This is a genomic window from Pedobacter sp. AK013 (assembly GCF_014205835.1).
Lineage (GTDB): Bacteria > Bacteroidota > Bacteroidia > Sphingobacteriales > Sphingobacteriaceae > Pedobacter.
Genome location: NZ_JACHCQ010000012.1, coordinates 81,440 through 100,905, shown reverse-complemented (window position 1 = coordinate 100,905; position 19,466 = coordinate 81,440). Strand labels below are relative to the sequence as shown.

Sequence of the window (19,466 nt, the reverse complement as noted above, 5' to 3'; positions counted from 1 at the left end):
TATTGAACGGGCTGTTTATTTATAAAACTCTACTTCATACAGTTTCAGCCACGATTTTCCGTTCAGTTTCCAGGAGTCGTTTATGTTTACACCAAACCAATAGATAATCTGCGAGGCGATATCGGAATTGGAAACCGCCATAATGGTATTGCCTGATGGTGCTGTAGCATTGCATACTGTTTTTTCGAGTGGAGTCCAGGATCCGCCATTGCCGCCTAAAATAAGGTCTTTGCCTATGGCTCCAGGTGCCTGATTGAGTAATTTGGTGCCATTTACTTGTTTACATGGCCAGTAGCCAATTAAATTGGCATAGCTCGGATCAGTTGTTTTTATACCATCACTACAGGTGAAACTTTTAATTTCATCATCAGAAAGGGCTTTGTTGTAAATAGCAATATCGTTTACGGCATACGAAGAAGTACTTACCGCAGAGTTGATGTTGCCCAGGATCAAATCGTAAGGTACCGTACCAATATTACGGCCAGTAATATCAACTGCAGCTCCTGGTACACCATCTACATAAAGAACAGCCATTCTTTTACCGGCATCGGTATAGATTTTTAAAGTTATAGCATACCATTTATTTAAGTCGAAATTAGCGGGTGCATATACATAAATGAGTGTTGAACTGTTGTAGCCCATCACCACTCTAAATCTCCGGGTTGCTGTTGCACTCAGCTCTACCATAAACTCCCAACCATTAACAGTACCATATGAAGCATTTAATTTAGATAAGATTACCGCATGGGCACTTGCGCCACCTGTCGATTTTACCTGTACTTTTAGCTGCATGGTTTTATCGCCCGTAGTTCCTATATCGTAAAGAGCTGCATTGGCAGAAGCCAGTACTGCTTTTACATCTGTAACGGCTTTAGCTGCCGGAAATAAAAAGCCATCGGTTAAAGGCATATTATCGATTTCTACTTTCTTAAAGGCAGGGTTGTAATATAGATTAAATGAGTTGCGCTCGCGCTCAGTCTGGCTGGTAAAGCCTTTGTTAATACCGCCGTGGTTAGAGGTAATAACTACCAGCCATTCTTCGTTGGCATAGGTTTTACGGGCTTTAAGGGCATCGAGCAGTTTGCCAATGTAGGTATCTACCTGCGTTACGGCAGTTTTGTATTCGGGTACATCGGCCGAGTAACCGTATTTTAATCCGGCCTGGTTTACCTGGTTAAAGTTTACCACCACTAAATCGGCTTTGCTAATGCCAATTTTCTTTACCGCGGTATCGGCAGCGGCCGCATCGTTGTTTACGGCAATGGGCTCATCAGCATAAAGCAGTAGGCGATCGACAAGGCTTTGCCAGGGCGAAATGGCTACCGAATAGCGCATTTTAGGTGTAGCTTGCAGGCGCTCGATAAACGAAGGATACTCTACCACCGCATCGTGCTCACTGGCACTTTCCGGAACGATAAAGGTACTGTCCTGTATATTATGAATGGTAGCAATACCCGTCATGATATTCTTCCAGGTACCTGCATCGCTTACAGGTGCGTCGCTCCTGCTCTGCCACGAATATTTACTGTTGGGCAGTATAGAACTGATAACCGGCGGCATAATTTTTTTCATATCTTCGCCCGTTGCCCCATCGATACCGATCAGCAAAACCTTTCTTTTCTTTACCGAAACAATTTCCTGTTTCTCGAAAACTGCCGGTGGATCGTAATATTTTTTACAACCAAAAATAAGGGCACACAATAGCAGTATGGTTAATACGCTGTATTCTTTTTTACAAAGTGAATAATTCTTCATCATTGGTTTAGTTTATATTATTATAATATTATTTACTCGGATCAAACAACCAGACCGTTTCGGTAAGCAATGGGTATTTGAAGCTACCATCGGCGTTCTTAGCCTGCGAGATTTTTGTTTTGGAAACGATACTTACCTTGACACCCCATTTCGCTAAAAATGGCTGCATATCTGTACGGGTATATTCTGATAAACGTTCATAAAAGAAATCGATCTTATCCTGATTGCTGTTGGAAGTAAACCGGGCATGCCTGGCCTCTGTTACTAAATAAGTAATAAAGCCATAACCGTAACGTTCCAGCAATTGGGCGTACATGCCTAGTCTTACGTCGTTAGCATCCAGAGTAGCAGGAATCGCGGCATAATTCTTAGTGGAATCTGGCGACATCTTTACATAGGTTAGTGCAGGTGGCATAATTCGCTGGTAAATACTGTGTTTTTGCCCTGAATAATTCATTACTTTAAAGGAGAAGATATTGTTCGAAACCTCGCCATTACCCTCAAAGTTCCAGGTATTATTCATTTGCATATTGTGGCCCAGCTCGTGGTAGGTACCCCAGTTCTGGCCAATTATGCCACTAAGGGTTACCGCTTGCTGAAAATAGTTGTCGTTGGCGGTAGCCACCACCGGATAGCCGCTATGCTGTGCCCCCACCGATGGCTGGATATCGTGCACAATGCGCCATGGCAACATCGGGTTTAAATCGCGGGCATCGGCAGCATTTTCTGATAAGCCATACCATTCCCAGTAACCGTGCAGGATCTGCTCATCCCAGGTTTGCATTAAAGCTGTTGGGCTGGCAATAGGGAATTTGGCTAAACGTGATACGGGCAAGGTAAAGATGATCCGTTTGCCACGCAGTTCGAAAAAGGGTACGGTAGTTTTAGCCATCATGGCCTTCCATTCTTCGTCGGTAGTTTGGCCCAGTACAAAATCAGGCGATTTAACCGTACCGGTAAAAGTGAATTCAACCTTATGGCCCAGCGCCCTTGGCGGGATAATGTACACCTGCCCACCATACAGATTGCGGATGAGGTTTTTACCTGGTGCCAGGGTATGGCGACTGTAAATAACCGGTGCCCTAAGTTTGGTCTGCAGGTTAGTCAAGTCATCATCCCAGGCGCCAATCTGTGCCGTCATACCATATTCGCCAGCGGGTACATCTACCTGGATCAGCTCGCCAGCTGGTGCATACATACCGGTACTGAACCAGCCTTGTGGCGGTACCGAAATGCGTAAATTGGCATTGTTGGCGTATACAAAATCGAAATCGAGTGTTACTTTGCTGCTTTTAAGCCGTGGCTCCGTAATGGATACCAAACCCGGAAAAACCCTGGCCAGGTTAAACTGCGAGCGGTCTATTTTGTATTTGGAGGTATCGAGCTCCTGATTGCCAAAGGTATCTTTTACCTCGGTTTTGCTGTATCCATCTTCAAAAGCGTAGCCGTAATCTTTTCTACACGCTTGTGTAAGCAGTAAAAGCATGGCGAATGCTGAAGTTAAGCCGATTATTTTTCTACTTTTCATCGCTCGGTTATTTTAAAATATTGTTGTAAATAGGCGTCCAAACTTTTCCATCGAGGTTAAAGCCGGTTGCATTGATGTTTAGCCAACCCAGAATAAACCGGGGCAAATCAATACCTCTCGGAACTTTTTCATAGAGTGCCGGGGTTGGCTTGATACAGAATTTACTGTCGTAATCTTCAAAGCTTGTCCACTGCGGACTTTTCTGAAAAACAAAATCGTTTTTAGATTTACTGTAATCTTTAACTAAAGTACCGGCGCCGTTTATTGATGGCCAATAGCCGATTAGGTTATTATAGTATGGGTGTCTGTTATCCAGTTCTACCTGGCAAGCAAAATCTTTAATAGTAGCATCGGGAACGGCAACGTTAAAAATCCTGATATCGGTGATAAACTGTGCTGCGCTATTGCCATAACCAGAGCGGTAGCCAGCTATTAAAGGCTCGCTGTTGTTTGCATTTCTACCGGTTATTACTGTAGCTGGCCCCACCGGATCGCCATCCTGATAGAGTTGTACATACCTGACTGTACCCACAAAATAAACCTTAAACCCAATGTTATACCAGGTATTAAGTTCCATAGCTTTGCTGGTTGGGGTAGCGATGGCGGCTGATGCTAAACCACCCAGGCGCCAGGTACCGTTTGATCCGTTGTGGATGATCCACCAACCGGTTGTACTGTTGGCCGGACTCGATGTTTTAAAGAAAATAGGTGCATTGAGTGTACCAAGGGCCTGTACTTTTAGCTTAAGTTCTACGGTATACTCTCCTGTAGTGCCAAAATTGTAGATATTTGATTTGGCAGCATCGGTACTGGCCAGGGTATCGCCATTCAGTTTTCCATAAGTTCCGTAGTAAGGAAGGGAATTTAGATTAGTTGGTTTATTGTAAATGGTCGATTTAAAGTTGGGATTATATAAAATGACAAAGCTGTTTAACAATGGCTTACTGTACAGGGTTTGATCCATTAAAGCCGGAATAACCGGATAAGCGCCGCCTTTGTTGGATGCGATTACAATAAGCCAGTTTTCTTTGCTATAGCTGGCCCGTGCCTTAATGGCATTGTTGAGCTCGCCAATGTAGGTATCGATGGTACTGATGGCAGCTGCATATTGGGGTATGCTGGCATCGTAGCCATATTGCGCTCCTGCCTTATCTACCCCCTGAAATTCAGTCAATATCACTGCCGCATCGTTATTGGCGAGCTCTGTTAAGGCGGCTGTTTTTACCGCCTCGTCTGTAGCAAAAGTGCTGTTTACATCGGCATTGCTAATGAGCTTACTGCTTAAGCTTTGCGAAATACCAAATGCGGCGGTTCTTAACGTGGTATTATCTTTAACACGCTTAAAAAACATAGGGTAATCGGCCAGTTTATTGTTTGCAAAATCTTCGCTAACCACCTTATGTTTGGTTTTATCATAACCAGTAAGCATATCGGCCCATGAGGTGGCGTTTAAACCATTTTCGTCTGATACGGAATTGATGGTAAACATACCATTCTTAATCATGCGAGAAAGAACAGGCGTAGGCGATTTGAAAATAGATTCGCCACGGGCACCATCAACAATTATATACAATACTTTTTGCTTTTGGGCATCGGCCACTTCACCTCCGGTATTATTCGAGAAATCTTTTTTATCGGCCAGTTCTTTATTGCAAGAAAAAACGGCCACCAAGGCCACTATTAAAAGGACTGCCAGTGGGTAACTAAATGCCGGCTTTTTTATTTTATTTTTCATTGTAAGCTTTTTGGTTAACAACATGATTATGGTTTGAGGGAAATGCGTACCGCACCCGATACCTGCTGGTTATCGAAAAGGAAAATGCTGCCGGCAATGAGCGCAGTAGGGTTGCCAAAAATGTCGGTGCTTTCGTAAACATCGTTTACGATACCCTGAAATTTGCCGGTATTGTTGTATCCTGCGGCCAGGCTCCCATTGGGGTTTAACACCATAAAACCCTGACGGATAATGCCATCATATTTGGTAAAAGAGCCAAATACAAGGATTTTACCACTCTTTAACTGATAAGCTTTACTGATACTGCCCCCTTCTATGGTTTTAAGTACCAAACTCCTATCAACAGTACCATCGGTATTTAACATCACCAGGCCTTTGGTGGCGAAACCATTGTAATTGTTAAACACTCCGGTTACCAAATATTTGCCCGTAGTAGCGCTGTAGGTAATGGCAGTAATGGCATCGTCGGCCCCGGTACCTGAAGGGTAAGTTGGGTCTACCAATCCGTTGGCACCAATACGTGTAATGCGGTTGCTGTTTAAGCCCTGGTAAGTAGTAAAAGAACCTACCAATATAATTTTACCGTCGCTTTGCATTAAGACATCGCTAATGGGACCGTTACCGGCAACTAAAGGCAAATTGGTAGCTACATTGAAATTATAACTCGAATCCATTTTACCATTCATGCTCATTTTTAGCAGGTTGTTGAGTTTGGTAAAACCCACTACTTTATTATCGCGGGTAGAGCGTTCGTAAAAAAATTCGGCATAGTTAGTAAAGCTGCCTACCACATAAATGTTATTGTTATAATTAAAAACCTTGTTTACTACTCCATTTACGCCGCCATTAAAGGTGGCCACGGTATCGTACGATCGATCGGAGGTTTTGCCTACTACTTCCACTACCGTCGAATCGACAGAACCATTACTATTTAACCGGGTTACACTGTTCATACCAATAACATTGTTGTAATTGGTTAGTGTACCACCTACCATAAACTGACCGTTGGCTAATCTGAGGATAGAAGATATGGGGCCATTTGCACCCTTACCAGTTGAAAAACCTGGAGTAATAAAACCATTTGCATCGGTTAATACAATGTTGTTGATTGGCTTTTTAGTTGTGGCCGCAGCCATGTAATTTGCAAATGAGCCTACCATAACCAGGTTACCATTGGGTAATGGTAAAACCTGCCTGATACTGCCCAGGCTGGTATTGGCGGCAAATGTAGCATCTACCTCCACCTTACCTTCAACCCGGTAAAGCGGGCCAAAAAAGATCTGGTCGCCCACAATGAGTGTGGTACCTCCGGTACTGGCCCCTGCCGGGAAAAGTACGGTAATGGTTTTATCAGTTATTTTGGTAATGCTGGCCTCAGTATTGTTAATGTAGAATTTAACCTGATCTTTAAAAGGCATCAGGCCGGTTACCTCGAAGGTAATTTGCGTAGCGCCGTTTATCTGCTCAGTATCTGAAACATCTGAAGAGAATTTAATGCCCAGCGCAACCTTACCGCCTGCATAGGGGTCTTCACTTATGGGGTTTTCTTTTTTACAAGAAGTGAAAGAAAGGGCCAGCAGAAGCAGACAGGCCAGACCCATATTTTTTCCTAAGAATTGTTTATTTCTTAACATAATACTGTTTTTATTAATTCCCAATTCCATTTTCTATCGCAATTGAGTTAAAATAGGCGCTGTTAAAACCAAAAGAGTGCTTTTCCATCTTGAGTGCATGCACAATCCCATTGGTGGGGTTAATATCTGATGATGCTACGGGTGCGTTAATCCACAAGGCTTGCGGGCGGGAAAGATCTGGAATATACGAAATCATCAGCTGCCTGTAACCAGCATATTTTACCCTTACCTCATTGGCAGTGCCAGCGTTGGTTACGGCATCGTTATACACCACACCAATATTCATGGGGGCACCGTTATACGAAATATAGCCCTGTCCTCTATAGGTATTCAGGGCCAGTGTATCTACCTGGCTGTAATCTTTAAGGCGGTTGGTACCTTTAAAGATGTAAAGTGACAATGCTGTTTTCCATACTGCAGGTTTAACATCCGAAAGTTTGGTTACTGTATCTTTTCCGGTTGAGCGGAGCTCTTTATTAAGTGTGCGGATGGCCCTGTTGATGGTTGGATCGGTAGGCGCAAAAAAAGTAATGTTATCACTGCTGAAGGTACTTTCCATGCCAGCGAGTTTAATTACCTGTGTTAGTGTATCGAAATGCAGGGGTTTGGCCTGAAGGTACTGTAAAATGGTACCATCAAATTTAGCCTCTTTTAGCCCCCCGTCAATGTAGTGCTCGTATTTTTTACAGCTAAATGCTAAACCGGTTACAAGGCCCAGACTTAGCAATAGTATATTTTTGTTAAACTTATTCATGTTGAATGTATGCTTTAATGGGTTAACGCCAGTAGTTGTTCAAAGTCATATAAGGGTTGTTGAGGGTTGCGCTCGGATCAATAGGCCAGGTCCAAGCACCAGCCTGAAACGCTGAAAACGAAAGCGGGTTAGGCGTAAACTTGGGATCCAGGATTCTTCTGGTACGTACCAGATCGTAAAAGTGGTGTCCTTCGCCCATCAGTTCTTTACCTCTTTCTAAAAAGATCGCATCTTTAATTTTTCCTTCGCCCGGGTTTGCCGGGAAAAGATCGGCACCGGCACGGGCCCTGATTATATTAAGCAAAGTAGCAGCTTCGCCATCCCTGCCCAGTTCGGCCAGTGCTTCAGCGTGCAGTAAAATGGCATCGGCCAGGCGGAAAATAATCGGGTTATCATCAAGCGATTGAACCAGTGCTGCCCGGTTAAAAAACTTATAAAACTGCCACAGGCCTGATTCGTCATAGATGTTCTCATCAAACCAGATTGTCTTTCTTTTATCGGTACCATCTTCGGGATAGATTCTTTTCATATAATCACTTTTATAAGCCATTTCCGAATAAGGCCTGTCGCTGGGAAAGAAAGGAATATGCACTACCGAAAAGGAATATTTGTACCTCGCATCCGCAACCGATTCGCCTGTGTTATCGCTCAATTGAACTTCGAATAAACCTTCCTGCGATTTACCAAACATGATGAGATAGGTTTGTTCGATCGGGATTAAGCGATAGGCTTTTTGCTGATCTACGCCTATATCCTGCAATTCGTTGCCCAGTTGGTCTACCGCGTTGTAATAGTTTGTGGCATTGGCCGGATCAAAACCCGCACACCACATGTTCATGTGCATCATTAAATCGATAGCGCCACCACGCATAGCCCTGATCCCTCTAAAAGTAGGATCGCTATAGGTCCAAGGCAAATCGTTCTTTACAGCACCTAAATCGGCCAGGCAATTTTGAAAAACCTTAACCATGTTGGTTCGTGGCAAAGCTTCCTGGTTATAGGCATCGGTATAATAAGGTACATCGCCAAACAGCCTGGTTAAAAAGAAATAAGAGATGCAACGCATAAAAACAGCCTCGGCGATATACTGTTTCTTTTTCTCGCTGGTAAGAACGTTAGCGGGCATTTCCCCAACCTCTTTTACCATAATGTTAGCCGCCTGGATAACTTTATAAAAGGGTGTCCATTTTTGGATCAGATCGTATCTCGATCTTAACTGAAACCACTCATTAATGGCGTTGGCCTCATAACCTGGCAAAGAACGGTCGGCACGGGCAGCAATAGCCATTTTAAGGTTGTTGGTGGCCATATAATCAAAATCAATCCTACCTGGGTAATTTTTGACAGAAGACCTTACCCATCCACAACGGGTATCGCCTATTTCAAAAAGTACATTTTTCATCGATGCCTCTCTAAACAAACGGTACAAACCCAAGTCGTAGCTCTCCACGTCGGCTTCATTTTTCCAGTAATTGTTACCCGATAGCTTGCTTAGGGGCTCTACGTTTAAGAACTTTTTACAGCTAAAGTTTACACTCAACAGCAGCAGTGCTGATAGTAGATATATTATTTTTTTCATCGTTATCCTGTTTATAATTGAATGTTTAAGCCCAAAGCATAGGTTCTTCGTACGGGGTAACCGCCAGAGTTATCCCTGCCCAGCGAACTCACATTTTCTGGATCGGCACCCGAGTAAAAACTAAATGTGTGAATGTTGTTGGCCGTGGCAAACACCCTTAAACTGGTAATGCCCAGGCGCTTGGTTAATTGCGGCTTAAAGTTATAACCCAGTGTTACTGTGGCCAGTTTCAGGTACGAACCATCTTCCTGGAATAGCGTCTGGTTATAACGGAAAGGCAAAAACTGTGTCGATTTATCCGTAGCCCCATAGTTCCCATACCTTAAATAATCATAAGGATTAGGGTAGTTGGCAATATCGCCTGATTGACGCCAGATGTTATAGGCGCCTATGGGTACCAGGTTGTTTGCCGAAAATGGCGAAGCAAAATTCTGGAAGCTCGAAGCCAGCGGGTTGTTCAGAATATCGCGGTGCCAGGTGTAAGCCATAATTACGTTAAGCGAAAAACCCTGGTATGAGATAAAATTGCTGATACCGCCATTGATTAAAGGCTGGGAGTTACCAGCACCAACCATATCTTTCGAGTCGAGCACGTAATCGCCGTTGATATCGGCGTAATACGGATCGCCTGCTTTGAAATACACGGGTACTGCACCGTTAAAAGTATGGTAACGGGTACCATTTGCAGGGTTAACCGGTACATCATCATCAGTAGCAAACACGCCTTTAAAATTGTAAAGGATATTGGTTAATGAGTTGCGGCCCAGGCGGTACAATATGGCCTGTCCGGTAGCGCCACCATCTAGTAAAAGCTGACGGGTAGCATCGGGCAGGGCGGTTATTTTTTCCTTGTTGTAAGCCCCGTTAATGCTCAGGGTCCAGTTTACCTTGCTGGTAGCTGGTAATGGCCTGAAGCTTAGTGCCAGCTCATAACCATAGTTTACATTGCTAACCTCGTTGGTTTTAAGTTTGGTAAAAGCATTGTGTGTGGTAATGTTCTTTTCCCAAAGCTGGTTATCTACCATTTTGTAATAAGTATCGAAGGTTAGTGTAATGCGGTTTTTAAAGAGGTTTAAATCTAAACCGGCATTGTACTGGGTGGTAGATGTTGGTAATAATTTAATGTTGGGCAGGTTATTAAAATCGATAGCCGTAGTGGGCATACCGTTATAGTTGCCATAATAATCGTAAGTACCATTGGCATCGAATACACTACCCACAGGGGCAATATTTCTACCCCATGAGAGGCGGAGCATACCTACATCGAGCCATTTGGAGTTGGCGAGGAAATTTTCTTTGTTGAAGTTCCATTTTACGGCCAGCGAAGGGTTGCGCGCCCATGGCGCATTCAAACCCGTACTCGAGGTACCATCTAAGCGGAAAGTAGCCTCGATGAGGTATTTGGTTTTGTAGTTGTAAGATAAACTTCCGGCCAGCGATGCTGCTCTCGAATCAGAATAGTTATCTAATACCCCTCCGCCCGAGCTTGCTGCTGAAGTACCAAACGGACCTTGATACTGATCATTGGTGTACTGATTTTGTTTAATGGCATGTGCCTGGAAATTTCGCACATACACCTCTGAGAAAACATAGGCACCGAGGTTATGTACATCTTTTTGGAACGATTTGTTAAAACTCAACATGGCCCTGTTATAAAGCGTGCTGCGCTTATCATTGTACGAGTAAACACCTGCCACATTGTTGTTTAGTATGGCGGGGTTAAAGGTTTCGGTGGTTCCCATCGAATAATCGTAACTGGTGATGTTTGAAAGTGCCAAACCGGTAAGAAACTCGTAACGGGCTTCTACGCTGGTTTTAATATTCCCGGCCTTATTGTCATTATCAACAATTAAAGCGCCTAAAGCCGCACTGCTGTTAATTAAGCTGGGGCCTGGTAGTAAAGATGAAGAACCTGCTCCTGATGCAACACCGGTTTGGAGCAAACCATTGCCACTCCCTTTCTGGGTGTTACCCAAACTGCTGGAGAGGATGAGGTTGACATTAAATTTAGGGCTGGGTTTGTAACGGGTGTTCATACTCAGCGAGTAACGGGTAAAGCCGGTATTTTCCTGAATCCCCTTCTCATCGTAATAACCCACGTTAATTTTGTAGTTAAAAGAATCGTCGCCACCGCTGGCATTTACGTTATGCTGCTGGTTATAGGTAGAGCGGTAAAAAATGCTCTGCCAATCGGTAGAGTTGTTGTAAAAGGTATTTAAACTATCGGCCAGCATCGGGGTATTATCAATACTCTGGCGTGCCGAATATACATTGGCGCCATATGTGTAAATTTCCCAAAGTCTTAAATTGCTTTCGGCGGCACCACCAATTACCTGACGGAGCTTAGGTGGAGTATTAAAGAAAAAGTTGGTGGAGTACTGGATAATCGGCGTTTTCGATTTACCCCTGCGTGTATTGATTAAAATTACCCCGTAAGCGCCTTGTGCGCCATATAAGGCTGTTGCACTGGCATCTTTCAGGAAGTTAATTTCCTCAATATCTTCTGGTGGGATTAACGATAAAGGACTAATACCGGGGCCATTGCTAGAGAAGCCATATTGGTAATCGGTATTTAAATCAACCGGTACGCCATCAATTACGAACAAAGGCGAAGTAGGCGTTAAAAAGGCATTATCACCCGATCCGGTTACACTGATACCTGATAAACCACGCATATTAATGGTTGGTGCAGCACCCGGGCTACCAGTATTGATCTGAATGTTTAAACCCGGTACTTTGGCTTGAAACAGTTCGGCTACGTTACTTACCGGAACATCCTGGATATCTTTACCTTTTAGCGAAGTTACCGCGCCCATTACGGTTTCTTTTGTTTTTTGGGCATATCCCACTACCACAATGTCTTCCAATGAGGTGCGGTCTTCGGCCATTACCACCTTGAGGTCGTTTTTGCCGTTTAGCTTAATCGAAACATCTTTGTAGTTGAGGTATTTAAAGGTTAGTGTGGCATTATCGGGTACGCTTACCGTAAATGAACCATCATCTCTAGTCATTCCTATTGCCCTGGTGGAGGTACTGGCCATAATGGTTACGGCCGGTATGCCATTGCCATCACTTTTATCTACGACCTTGCCTTTTACGCTAATGAGGGTTTGGGCCGATACTGCACCGCCCCATACTGCCAGCGTTACCAAAAGCAATAAATTTAGGATGTATTTTTTAGTCATATCTGTATTGTAAAAACTCATGTTCAACTTATTTTTCTGAGGCTAGTCGTTTGTAAACCGCGGGTTATCTTTATTAAACCAGAAGATGACTTCCCAATCGCCCTTTTCGAAAATGGCGAAATCTAAGCCCAGGCTTGCCTCTACCCTGAAGCCACCAAAGCCAATGCGATCGTAAGCGAAAGCTACACGGGCACGTGTGCCCGTTGTGTTGGTGTAAGGCGTTGGGATAGCTACCAGCGGGATAGGATAAGCCGCATCGTATTTTACCGAGGTAGTGGTCATTTTCATGTTAAAACCGTGTACGAGTTTGCTCCAGTTGGTGAGTTTAAATTTGGCCGGATCGATGGGTTTAAGCAACGTATCTAAAAACTTAAAGGAAATGGAATTGCCTTCGCCCACTTTACTAAACAGGACAGTAATATCGCTGGCTGCCAGGGGCTGGCCCGATTTATCGCCTACAATCCCGGTCAGTACCGATGGATTAATGCTACCGCCCGTATTGGCCCCGGTTAGCGGGTTAATACGGTTGGGCTCGTAAGGCAGTTCTCTCTGCGGCTGCAACACCAGGTTGTTAAAATATTTACGCCCGCCATTGTTCGATACTTCTACATCGAAAACATAACCCGAATCGGGCAGTGCTTTTACAATGTTACTTTTGGCTTCGGCCCACATGATAAATTCGCCAGAGTGCTCGCCTACTTCGAACAGGGTATGTTGTTCGGTAGTCCGCTTGGCTTCAATTTCCTGAATCGATTTCTCGCTTCCATCGTAGGCTTTTTTCCACACCAGTACCGGAAAGGGCTTTAACAACTCCGGGCTGGTAATACCATCGCTGTTGCGCATGGATACGATTTTGAAGGTAAGCGGCAGCGATGAACTTTCGATATTGAAGTTATCGCCCATTAAGGTAGTGCGGCCCAGTATGGGCTTGTAAACGGTTTGTTTAAATCCGGCGTCTTTATTAAAGGCATCGGTATCGCTCGGCAATAATTTTTTACAACCCAGTATGGCGAGTGCGCCAATGGCTGCAAAAAATAAGGCAATTGATTTATTTCTTGGTATCATATAACTGGATGATTTATTTATTTAATCGGATGAGAAATTCGCCGAAACCAAATTCGTGCGAGGCCGAAAGCACATGGATAATGGCATTATTGGTTGCTATATTTACCGCCTGGGTAGTGGCCGATTTCCATTCTTTGGTGTACTGCGAGTTTTTAACGTCGCTATAAACTACCCCTTTGGGGCCGCCAAAAACATAACCGCTGGCGTTCGAGTTTAGCTCCTGCGCATTCATGCCATATTTAAAATGGGTGCTGGTTAAAAAAGCACCATCGGCAAAGTGCAGGCTATCGGTAGTTATTTTGGTACTTACAATGTAGCGGTCTAATAAAATACCCAGTTGGTCGGCATCCAGATTGGCAATACCCAGTGCTTTTTTGTTCTGGCTTAACCTGAGGTTATTCAGCGCATTTAGTGCCACCGAAAAATTGCGGTTGGTAAGCGAAAACAGGGTAATGGCTTTACTGTTGGTTAAGGTATCTTTTGCCCAGCTTACCCGTTCGCATACCTTAAGCAACGAATCGTATTTGCCGGTTTGCGATTTGAGGTAGGCATAAGCATTACCATCAAATACATTGGCTTCGTTTTCGTAATTGTAGGCACCGTCATCTTTTTTGCAGGCAAGTGCAAACAGGGCAATGGCCATACAGCAGGCTATGTTTTTAATACTTTTTATCATCGTTACCTCCAATATTCGTTTTGTGTTATTTTTGCATTTGTGCTCAGCACTTCTTCATCAATAGGCCAGTAAATGCCGCCTTTTTTAATCAGGTCGGTAAATTTGGGATCGTTGTTTTTCAATTTGTTGTAGCGTACCAGATCGTACCAGCGCCAGCCTTCGCCCATTAATTCTCTGCGGCGCTCGGCAAAAATGGCATCGATTAATCCGGCGTTTGTACCTTTGTACAGGCCAATACCACGGCTGTTGCGCACAATATCTAAAGCATCGGTTGCATCTTCCATACTACCTATAGCCGCCAGCGATTCGGCATAAAGCAATGTAATTTCTTCTATTCGGGTAAAAATTAAGGCCGAGCTGTAAATGGCCAGTGTGCCATCAGTAGAAGCATTGCGGATGCACTTAACTTTGCTGAATACAGTATTTGAGGTACCGTAGCCGCTGAAATAATCAGATACGGGTAAGCCGGTAAGCGGATCGAACCTGAACCTGAGGTCGTTTGCTTCGTTAAAGATGTTGGCAATTACATCATCAGGCATTTTAATTTGCGGTACCGCTTTTGAAATGATGGGAGCAGCCAGGGCCAGGTCCTCGATATGGCCTACAGCACTCATTTCGGCAGTGTTATAATTAAAAGGGAAACCTACCAGTTGCGAAGCGTTATTGCCATAAAACAAGCCATCAACCTTAGTGAGGTTTGGTGTGGTGGTATAAATGGCGCCGCTTAAACCGAAGTTGGTCATTACAAACTTCGAATAAGCCACAGCATCGAGGTATTTACCCTGCCAGGCTGCAATATGTGCCAGAATAGCATAGGCCGAAATGCGGTTCAGTAAGATACCATCCCAGTAAGGGGCTACTTTGCCATAATAGTTTTGCTGGTTTAAGCCATTTTGCAAAGCCCCGTAGCGGTAAGGCAGGGCGTTTACGGCGGCTAGCAATTCGCTGGTAGCAAATTGCAATACAATTTCTGATGCTACTTTAGGGCGTTCAATGAAATTACCATCTGTAGAGGCAGTAATGAGCGGAATATCGCCCCAGATCCGAGCCATATAAAAGTAGGTAAAGGCCCTGAGTGCCCGCATTTGGGCAACATCAATTTTATAATTTTCTTCGGTGTATTGTTTGTCGTTTTTTAAAATTTCGCCGGCACGATCAATAAAAACCGTACAACTGTTAATTACCGCGTAGAATTTACGCCAGTTGCTCAACGATTTTACTACTGGATAGGGCGCATTTAAATTGTTTTCGATAATGGCCTTTAAATCCAGGCGCGAGGTGGCTTTAAAATCGCCCATGCGCAAGTCGCCATACAGCCAGTGGGCATTGTTATCGGCAAGTGCAGCCCTAAGCAAACCGTACGAACCCAACAGGGCTGAGCGGGCATCGGCTAAACTTTTCCAGTTATTGTTTTCGTTTACCAGGTGGGTAGAATTGATGTCGAGTTCTTTGTTACAGCCCGATAGCAGTACCGTACCGAACAACATCAACATCCCAATCTTTTTGATTACGTTTCTGGATGGTTTTATTTTGTTATACATTGTAAATGTGCTTATAAATCAATTTTTAAACCTAATGTGAATGTTCTCGGTATTGGCAGGCCGTAACCGGTATCTTCTCCTGTATAACTCACCAGTTCCGGATCGCCACCAGTATAACTTTTCAGCGTATACAGGTTAAGTGCAGCCGCGTAGACATAAATTTTACGGAAGCTTTTGTTGAAATACTTCAACCGTGAGATATCGTAACCCAGCGAAACCGACCTTAACTTAGCATATGAGCCATTTTCGATAAAAATATCCTGATCAGCACGGTACGATTGTACAGCACTCCAGGGGTTGTAAATCGGATAATCAGTTACGTTAATGCCTTTTTGCCAAAAAGTAATTTCGTTTACCGAGTTGATGTTGTTATTGCCTGTTTTGTTAATGAAATCGAGCTGATTGGCTGCCGATTGGTTGATGATGCTTCGTTTTAAGGCGAAGTAGATATTAAAATCGAGATTAAAACCTTTGTAGCTAAAGTTGCTGGTAAAATTGCCAACAACGCGTGGCATATAACCGCCCATGGCTACTTTATCGTTTTCATCGATAATGTAATCGCCGTTCTGGTCTTTCCATTTTGGGTCGCCGCCATGTAGTTTCAAGCCTTTGTAAGTCATGATCTGGAAGTTGGACGGATTTACTGGAACATCTACATCGGTTTGGTAAACACCCTGGCTTTGCAATACCAAAATCTGATCGACAGGTTTGCCTACGGTTAATTTTTGGTTGCCAATGGTAATCTCCTGCAGGTTATTGGGCAGGGCTTTTAAGGTATTTTGGTTAAAGGCAATGTTGAAATCCGCATTCCAGCCCAGTTCGCCAGTTTTGGCTTTAAGTATCTCGCCCGAAATGGCTACCTCGATGCCTTTATTATTTACATCCATGCCGCTTTTATACTCTTTCGTGTAACCCGATTCGGCATTTACCGGAATGCCTAAAAGCATACGTTTGTTGGTTTTTGAATAGAACGACAAGCGGGTTTGCAACCTGTTATTTAGGAATGCAGCATCGGTACCCAGTTCTAATGCCTGTACATAGGCCCATGGAATATCGTAACCAATCCAGCCCGAGCCGTAAGGGCGCGATAGTGTACCAATACCCCCATAAGAACCTACTGATTTATTGGAGCTCCAACCTAAATCGCTTACGTATTGTGGGCCTGCGCCGTATAAATCGGTAATGTTAAGCGTGCCCAAGCGACCATAAGAGGCATTTAAACTTAAATTATTGAGTACAGCACTTTTAAGGTATCTGGTAATATCCCATTTGGTATTTAACGATGGCGAAAAAAACCATCTGTTATTGGTCTGCATGTTCGAGGCCCCATCGGTACGGGCTACCAGGGTAGCAAAAAACTCGTTGTTCAGCGTATAATCAAAACTGCCGTATAAAGAGCTGATGTTGATTTTTTGTTTATCGGTAAATTTCTTGGTAAAAAAGCCTTGTGCCTGTAAATAGTCACCTTGGTTTACGTCGCCGTCAACGCTGTTAATCCTGATGTAATCACTGGTACCTTTGTAACCTTGCAGGTAATTGTATTTATTTACATCGCGCGAAAGCGTATGACCAAACAAAGCTTTAAATACATGTGTTTTGTTTATTTTGAAATTGTAGGCAATGGAGTTATCGATGTTTAAACGCTGGTTGTAGGCGTAAAAATTCGACACGTAATTGTTCCCATCCATTAAAGTGGTTGGATAGAACAAATCGCGCATGCCCTCATTATAATCAAACGATATGCGGGTAATGAAATCGAAGTTTTTATACTTAGCATTGGCAGAGAACGAGCCCTGTATTACGTTATTGATGTTGTTATCGATAGTTTTGTTTTCGTACTCGCTTAAATAGTTGCCATAAATGCTTTTGTTGGGCGCTATCGGGCTAATGAGGTCGGGTACGTATTGCATTTCGGCAAAACGATCACGTAGCGAGCGGTTGCGGTCGCGGTTAAGGCGCGTAGCATTAACCATGGTTGAGATGGTAAGCCATTTCAATGGCAGCACATTGATAAAGAAAGCGGCATTATAACGGTTTAGGCGCGTATCATCAGCATTGCCGGCATTAGCCGTATTGCCAGCAAAAAACCTGAAATTAGAGCGCGAGGTTCCGCCGGTTATGCTGGCGTTAATGGTATGCAGGGCTTCATTTTTATAATAAAAGTCGGTCCAGTCCGATCGGCCGTAGTAGTTTTCATTGGTGGCATCGGCCAGATAAGCCGGATACTTGTCGAAATCTTCGGCTGTAGCATATTTATTATAAAAAATGCTGCGTAACTGGCTTTCGTCGTGGCCATTGGTGGTGGTTACCTTGTTTTTAGTGGCAAAACCGAAATAACTGTTAACTGAAATTTCGCGGTTACCCTGGTGTGCATTTTTGGTAGTAATTAAAATGGCGCCATTGGCTGCACGCGGACCATAAATAGAAACGGCTGCCAGGTTGCTGATGACGTTTATAGATTGGATGTTATCCAGATCGATAGCCGATAACAGGTTGGTGGCGGGCCCTATTGGCGAAAAATCGTACTCCTGTACATTATAAACAAAAGGATTATCGCCAATTAAAGGAATCCCGTTAATATAAACTGCAGGCTGCGATTCTGCAACATTGGTTTTTGATAGTAAAGGACGACTTAAGCCCCTCAATAACATTGATTGGCTGGCACTACCCGGTTCGCCAGTTATTTCCTGCACGTACAAGCCTTTGGTATTACTTTTTAAGGCTTGCTGCAGGGAGATAAAAGGATACTTGCTTATCTGGTTGAGCTTTACGGTATCGGTATTTCTTTTGGATACATAGCTTACCAGTACTACCGAATCGATAGCCACCGGCTGCTTTGCCTTTTTGGTGGTATCCTGTAAGCAGGTGCCGCCTAAGTTAGCTGCGCCTTTAGCATACGACTGAAGGTTAACCGCGCAGCTAATCATGGTGGATAGCACTAAAAATAAACCCATCTTTTTGGGGATGTTTTTAAATAAACATACCGGCTGAAGCTGGTTTAGGTATGGATCCAATGCTTGATTTTTTTTGTTCATTTTATATCATGTTTGTTGGCTTGTCTATTTAAAAACAGCAATACAGATCTCACCTGCACCTTTCGGCAGGACAAAGAAATTCCCGGGCTACTACTGTAGTCAATACGTTAACATCAGCATGAAATAGCCTTACAGCTGCACTTCATGGTGCTGTTTATGCGACGGGTAGAAACTGTTTAGCTGTTTTATCTTTAAAACTTGGGGATTTGCTTAATTCGATTGTAAATTTTGGCCTGGAACTGAAAACATTAGGATTTTGGCATTACCGCATATTGGTACTCTTGCAATGGTTTTGTAATGGGATTGCGCTGGCAACATTGTACCTGGTAACAAAAGGCCGAAAGGAATTGGGATCGGAGCCTGGTAAACTTTCAGAAAGCCTTGCTTGTGAAGTAATGGTTTTTTCATAATTAATAGTTTTGGTTAATTTGTTTTATAAGTATGCCTTTGGGGATGGCAACCTATTAACGTTTTCATATCTTTCCTAAGCTGGTAATGATATGGGTTTGGTTAACTCAAAACTGGTGCATTATCTCTTAAAAAAGGATGAAAATCATTAAATAAAGGGTAGAAAATTGGACATAATTAACTAAAAATCGACTATTTAGCTTAAAAAATGCCCTCAGCCCTTTATATTGAATCCAGGTAGTTTAAACTTTCACTTTGTCTTCACTTTTGTAATATGGTTACCAATGATGGCGCCGTACCAACAGCTGTATGAATTTAGACGCCATCAATATCATAACAATGAGACCGAAACAAACAGGTGAAAACACAGGTGGCTATGTCCTATTTAAGAATGAAAAAAATTTCGATCGATTATTTTTTAGCCGCAATCGGTTTAAACGCTGCAACCCAGGCTAAATGGCTAAAACAGCCTTTCATTTTTAGGGCATTGCAACGTGCAGCTCCACTGTTCGTAAACCTGATGGCAGCGGCAGCCCCGAAGTATGAGGGCTACAGCGAACAGCAGGACCAA

13 protein-coding genes are annotated in these 19,466 nt (G+C 43.5%); 2 read left to right on the top strand and 11 right to left on the bottom strand.

Going from position 1 to position 19,466, the window contains the following annotated elements; translation table 11 throughout:
- Nucleotides 1–15: 15 nt before the first annotated feature.
- Genes HDC90_RS10255 through HDC90_RS10205 form a run of 11 tightly spaced genes read right to left on the bottom strand, consistent with a single transcriptional unit; the run spans nucleotide 16 to nucleotide 18,487 of the window.
- On the bottom strand, nucleotides 16–1,758 hold the full coding sequence (locus tag HDC90_RS10255) for an alkaline phosphatase family protein (protein WP_184465987.1): 1,743 nt from the start codon (nucleotides 1,756–1,758) through the stop codon (nucleotides 16–18).
- Between the two features lie 25 nt (nucleotides 1,759–1,783).
- Nucleotides 1,784–3,283, bottom strand: coding sequence for a M60 family metallopeptidase (locus tag HDC90_RS10250; protein ID WP_184465986.1), 1,500 nt, complete (start codon nucleotides 3,281–3,283; stop codon nucleotides 1,784–1,786).
- A 7-nt stretch (nucleotides 3,284–3,290) separates the two neighbouring features.
- A complete protein-coding gene (locus HDC90_RS10245; RefSeq protein ID WP_184465984.1) occupies nucleotides 3,291–5,018 on the bottom strand; it encodes an alkaline phosphatase family protein in 1,728 nt (575 codons plus the stop codon).
- A gap of 26 nt (nucleotides 5,019–5,044) precedes the next feature.
- Nucleotides 5,045–6,652 carry a DUF5008 domain-containing protein gene (locus HDC90_RS10240; protein WP_184465982.1) on the bottom strand — a complete coding sequence of 536 codons (1,608 nt, stop codon included), beginning with the start codon at nucleotides 6,650–6,652 and terminating at the stop codon, nucleotides 5,045–5,047.
- A gap of 13 nt (nucleotides 6,653–6,665) precedes the next feature.
- Nucleotides 6,666–7,406 carry a fasciclin domain-containing protein gene (locus tag HDC90_RS10235; protein WP_184465980.1) on the bottom strand — a complete coding sequence of 247 codons (741 nt, stop codon included), beginning with the start codon at nucleotides 7,404–7,406 and terminating at the stop codon, nucleotides 6,666–6,668.
- Between the two features lie 22 nt (nucleotides 7,407–7,428).
- Nucleotides 7,429–8,985 carry a RagB/SusD family nutrient uptake outer membrane protein gene (locus HDC90_RS10230; protein ID WP_184465978.1) on the bottom strand — a complete coding sequence of 519 codons (1,557 nt, stop codon included), beginning with the start codon at nucleotides 8,983–8,985 and terminating at the stop codon, nucleotides 7,429–7,431.
- Between the two features lie 11 nt (nucleotides 8,986–8,996).
- On the bottom strand, nucleotides 8,997–12,191 hold the full coding sequence (locus HDC90_RS10225; protein ID WP_184465976.1) for a SusC/RagA family TonB-linked outer membrane protein: 3,195 nt from the start codon (nucleotides 12,189–12,191) through the stop codon (nucleotides 8,997–8,999).
- Nucleotides 12,192–12,212: 21 nt separating this feature from the next.
- A complete protein-coding gene (locus HDC90_RS10220) occupies nucleotides 12,213–13,235 on the bottom strand; it encodes a DUF5007 domain-containing protein (RefSeq protein WP_184465974.1) in 1,023 nt (340 codons plus the stop codon).
- 13 nt (nucleotides 13,236–13,248) lie between these two features.
- A complete protein-coding gene (locus HDC90_RS10215) occupies nucleotides 13,249–13,911 on the bottom strand; it encodes a hypothetical protein (protein ID WP_184465972.1) in 663 nt (220 codons plus the stop codon).
- A gap of 2 nt (nucleotides 13,912–13,913) precedes the next feature.
- A complete protein-coding gene (locus HDC90_RS10210) occupies nucleotides 13,914–15,452 on the bottom strand; it encodes a RagB/SusD family nutrient uptake outer membrane protein (RefSeq protein WP_255497583.1) in 1,539 nt (512 codons plus the stop codon).
- Nucleotides 15,453–15,463: 11 nt separating this feature from the next.
- Nucleotides 15,464–18,487, bottom strand: a complete 3,024-nt coding sequence (locus tag HDC90_RS10205; protein WP_184465970.1) for a SusC/RagA family TonB-linked outer membrane protein — start codon at nucleotides 18,485–18,487, stop codon at nucleotides 15,464–15,466.
- Nucleotides 18,488–18,693: 206 nt separating this feature from the next.
- Here HDC90_RS10205 and HDC90_RS10200 point away from each other — a divergent pair, with 206 nt between their 5' ends.
- Nucleotides 18,694–18,897, top strand: a complete 204-nt coding sequence (locus HDC90_RS10200) for a hypothetical protein (RefSeq protein ID WP_184465968.1) — start codon at nucleotides 18,694–18,696, stop codon at nucleotides 18,895–18,897.
- Between the two features lie 389 nt (nucleotides 18,898–19,286).
- On the top strand, nucleotides 19,287–19,466 hold a 180-nt coding region (locus tag HDC90_RS10195), incomplete at its 3' end, for a hypothetical protein (RefSeq protein ID WP_184465966.1).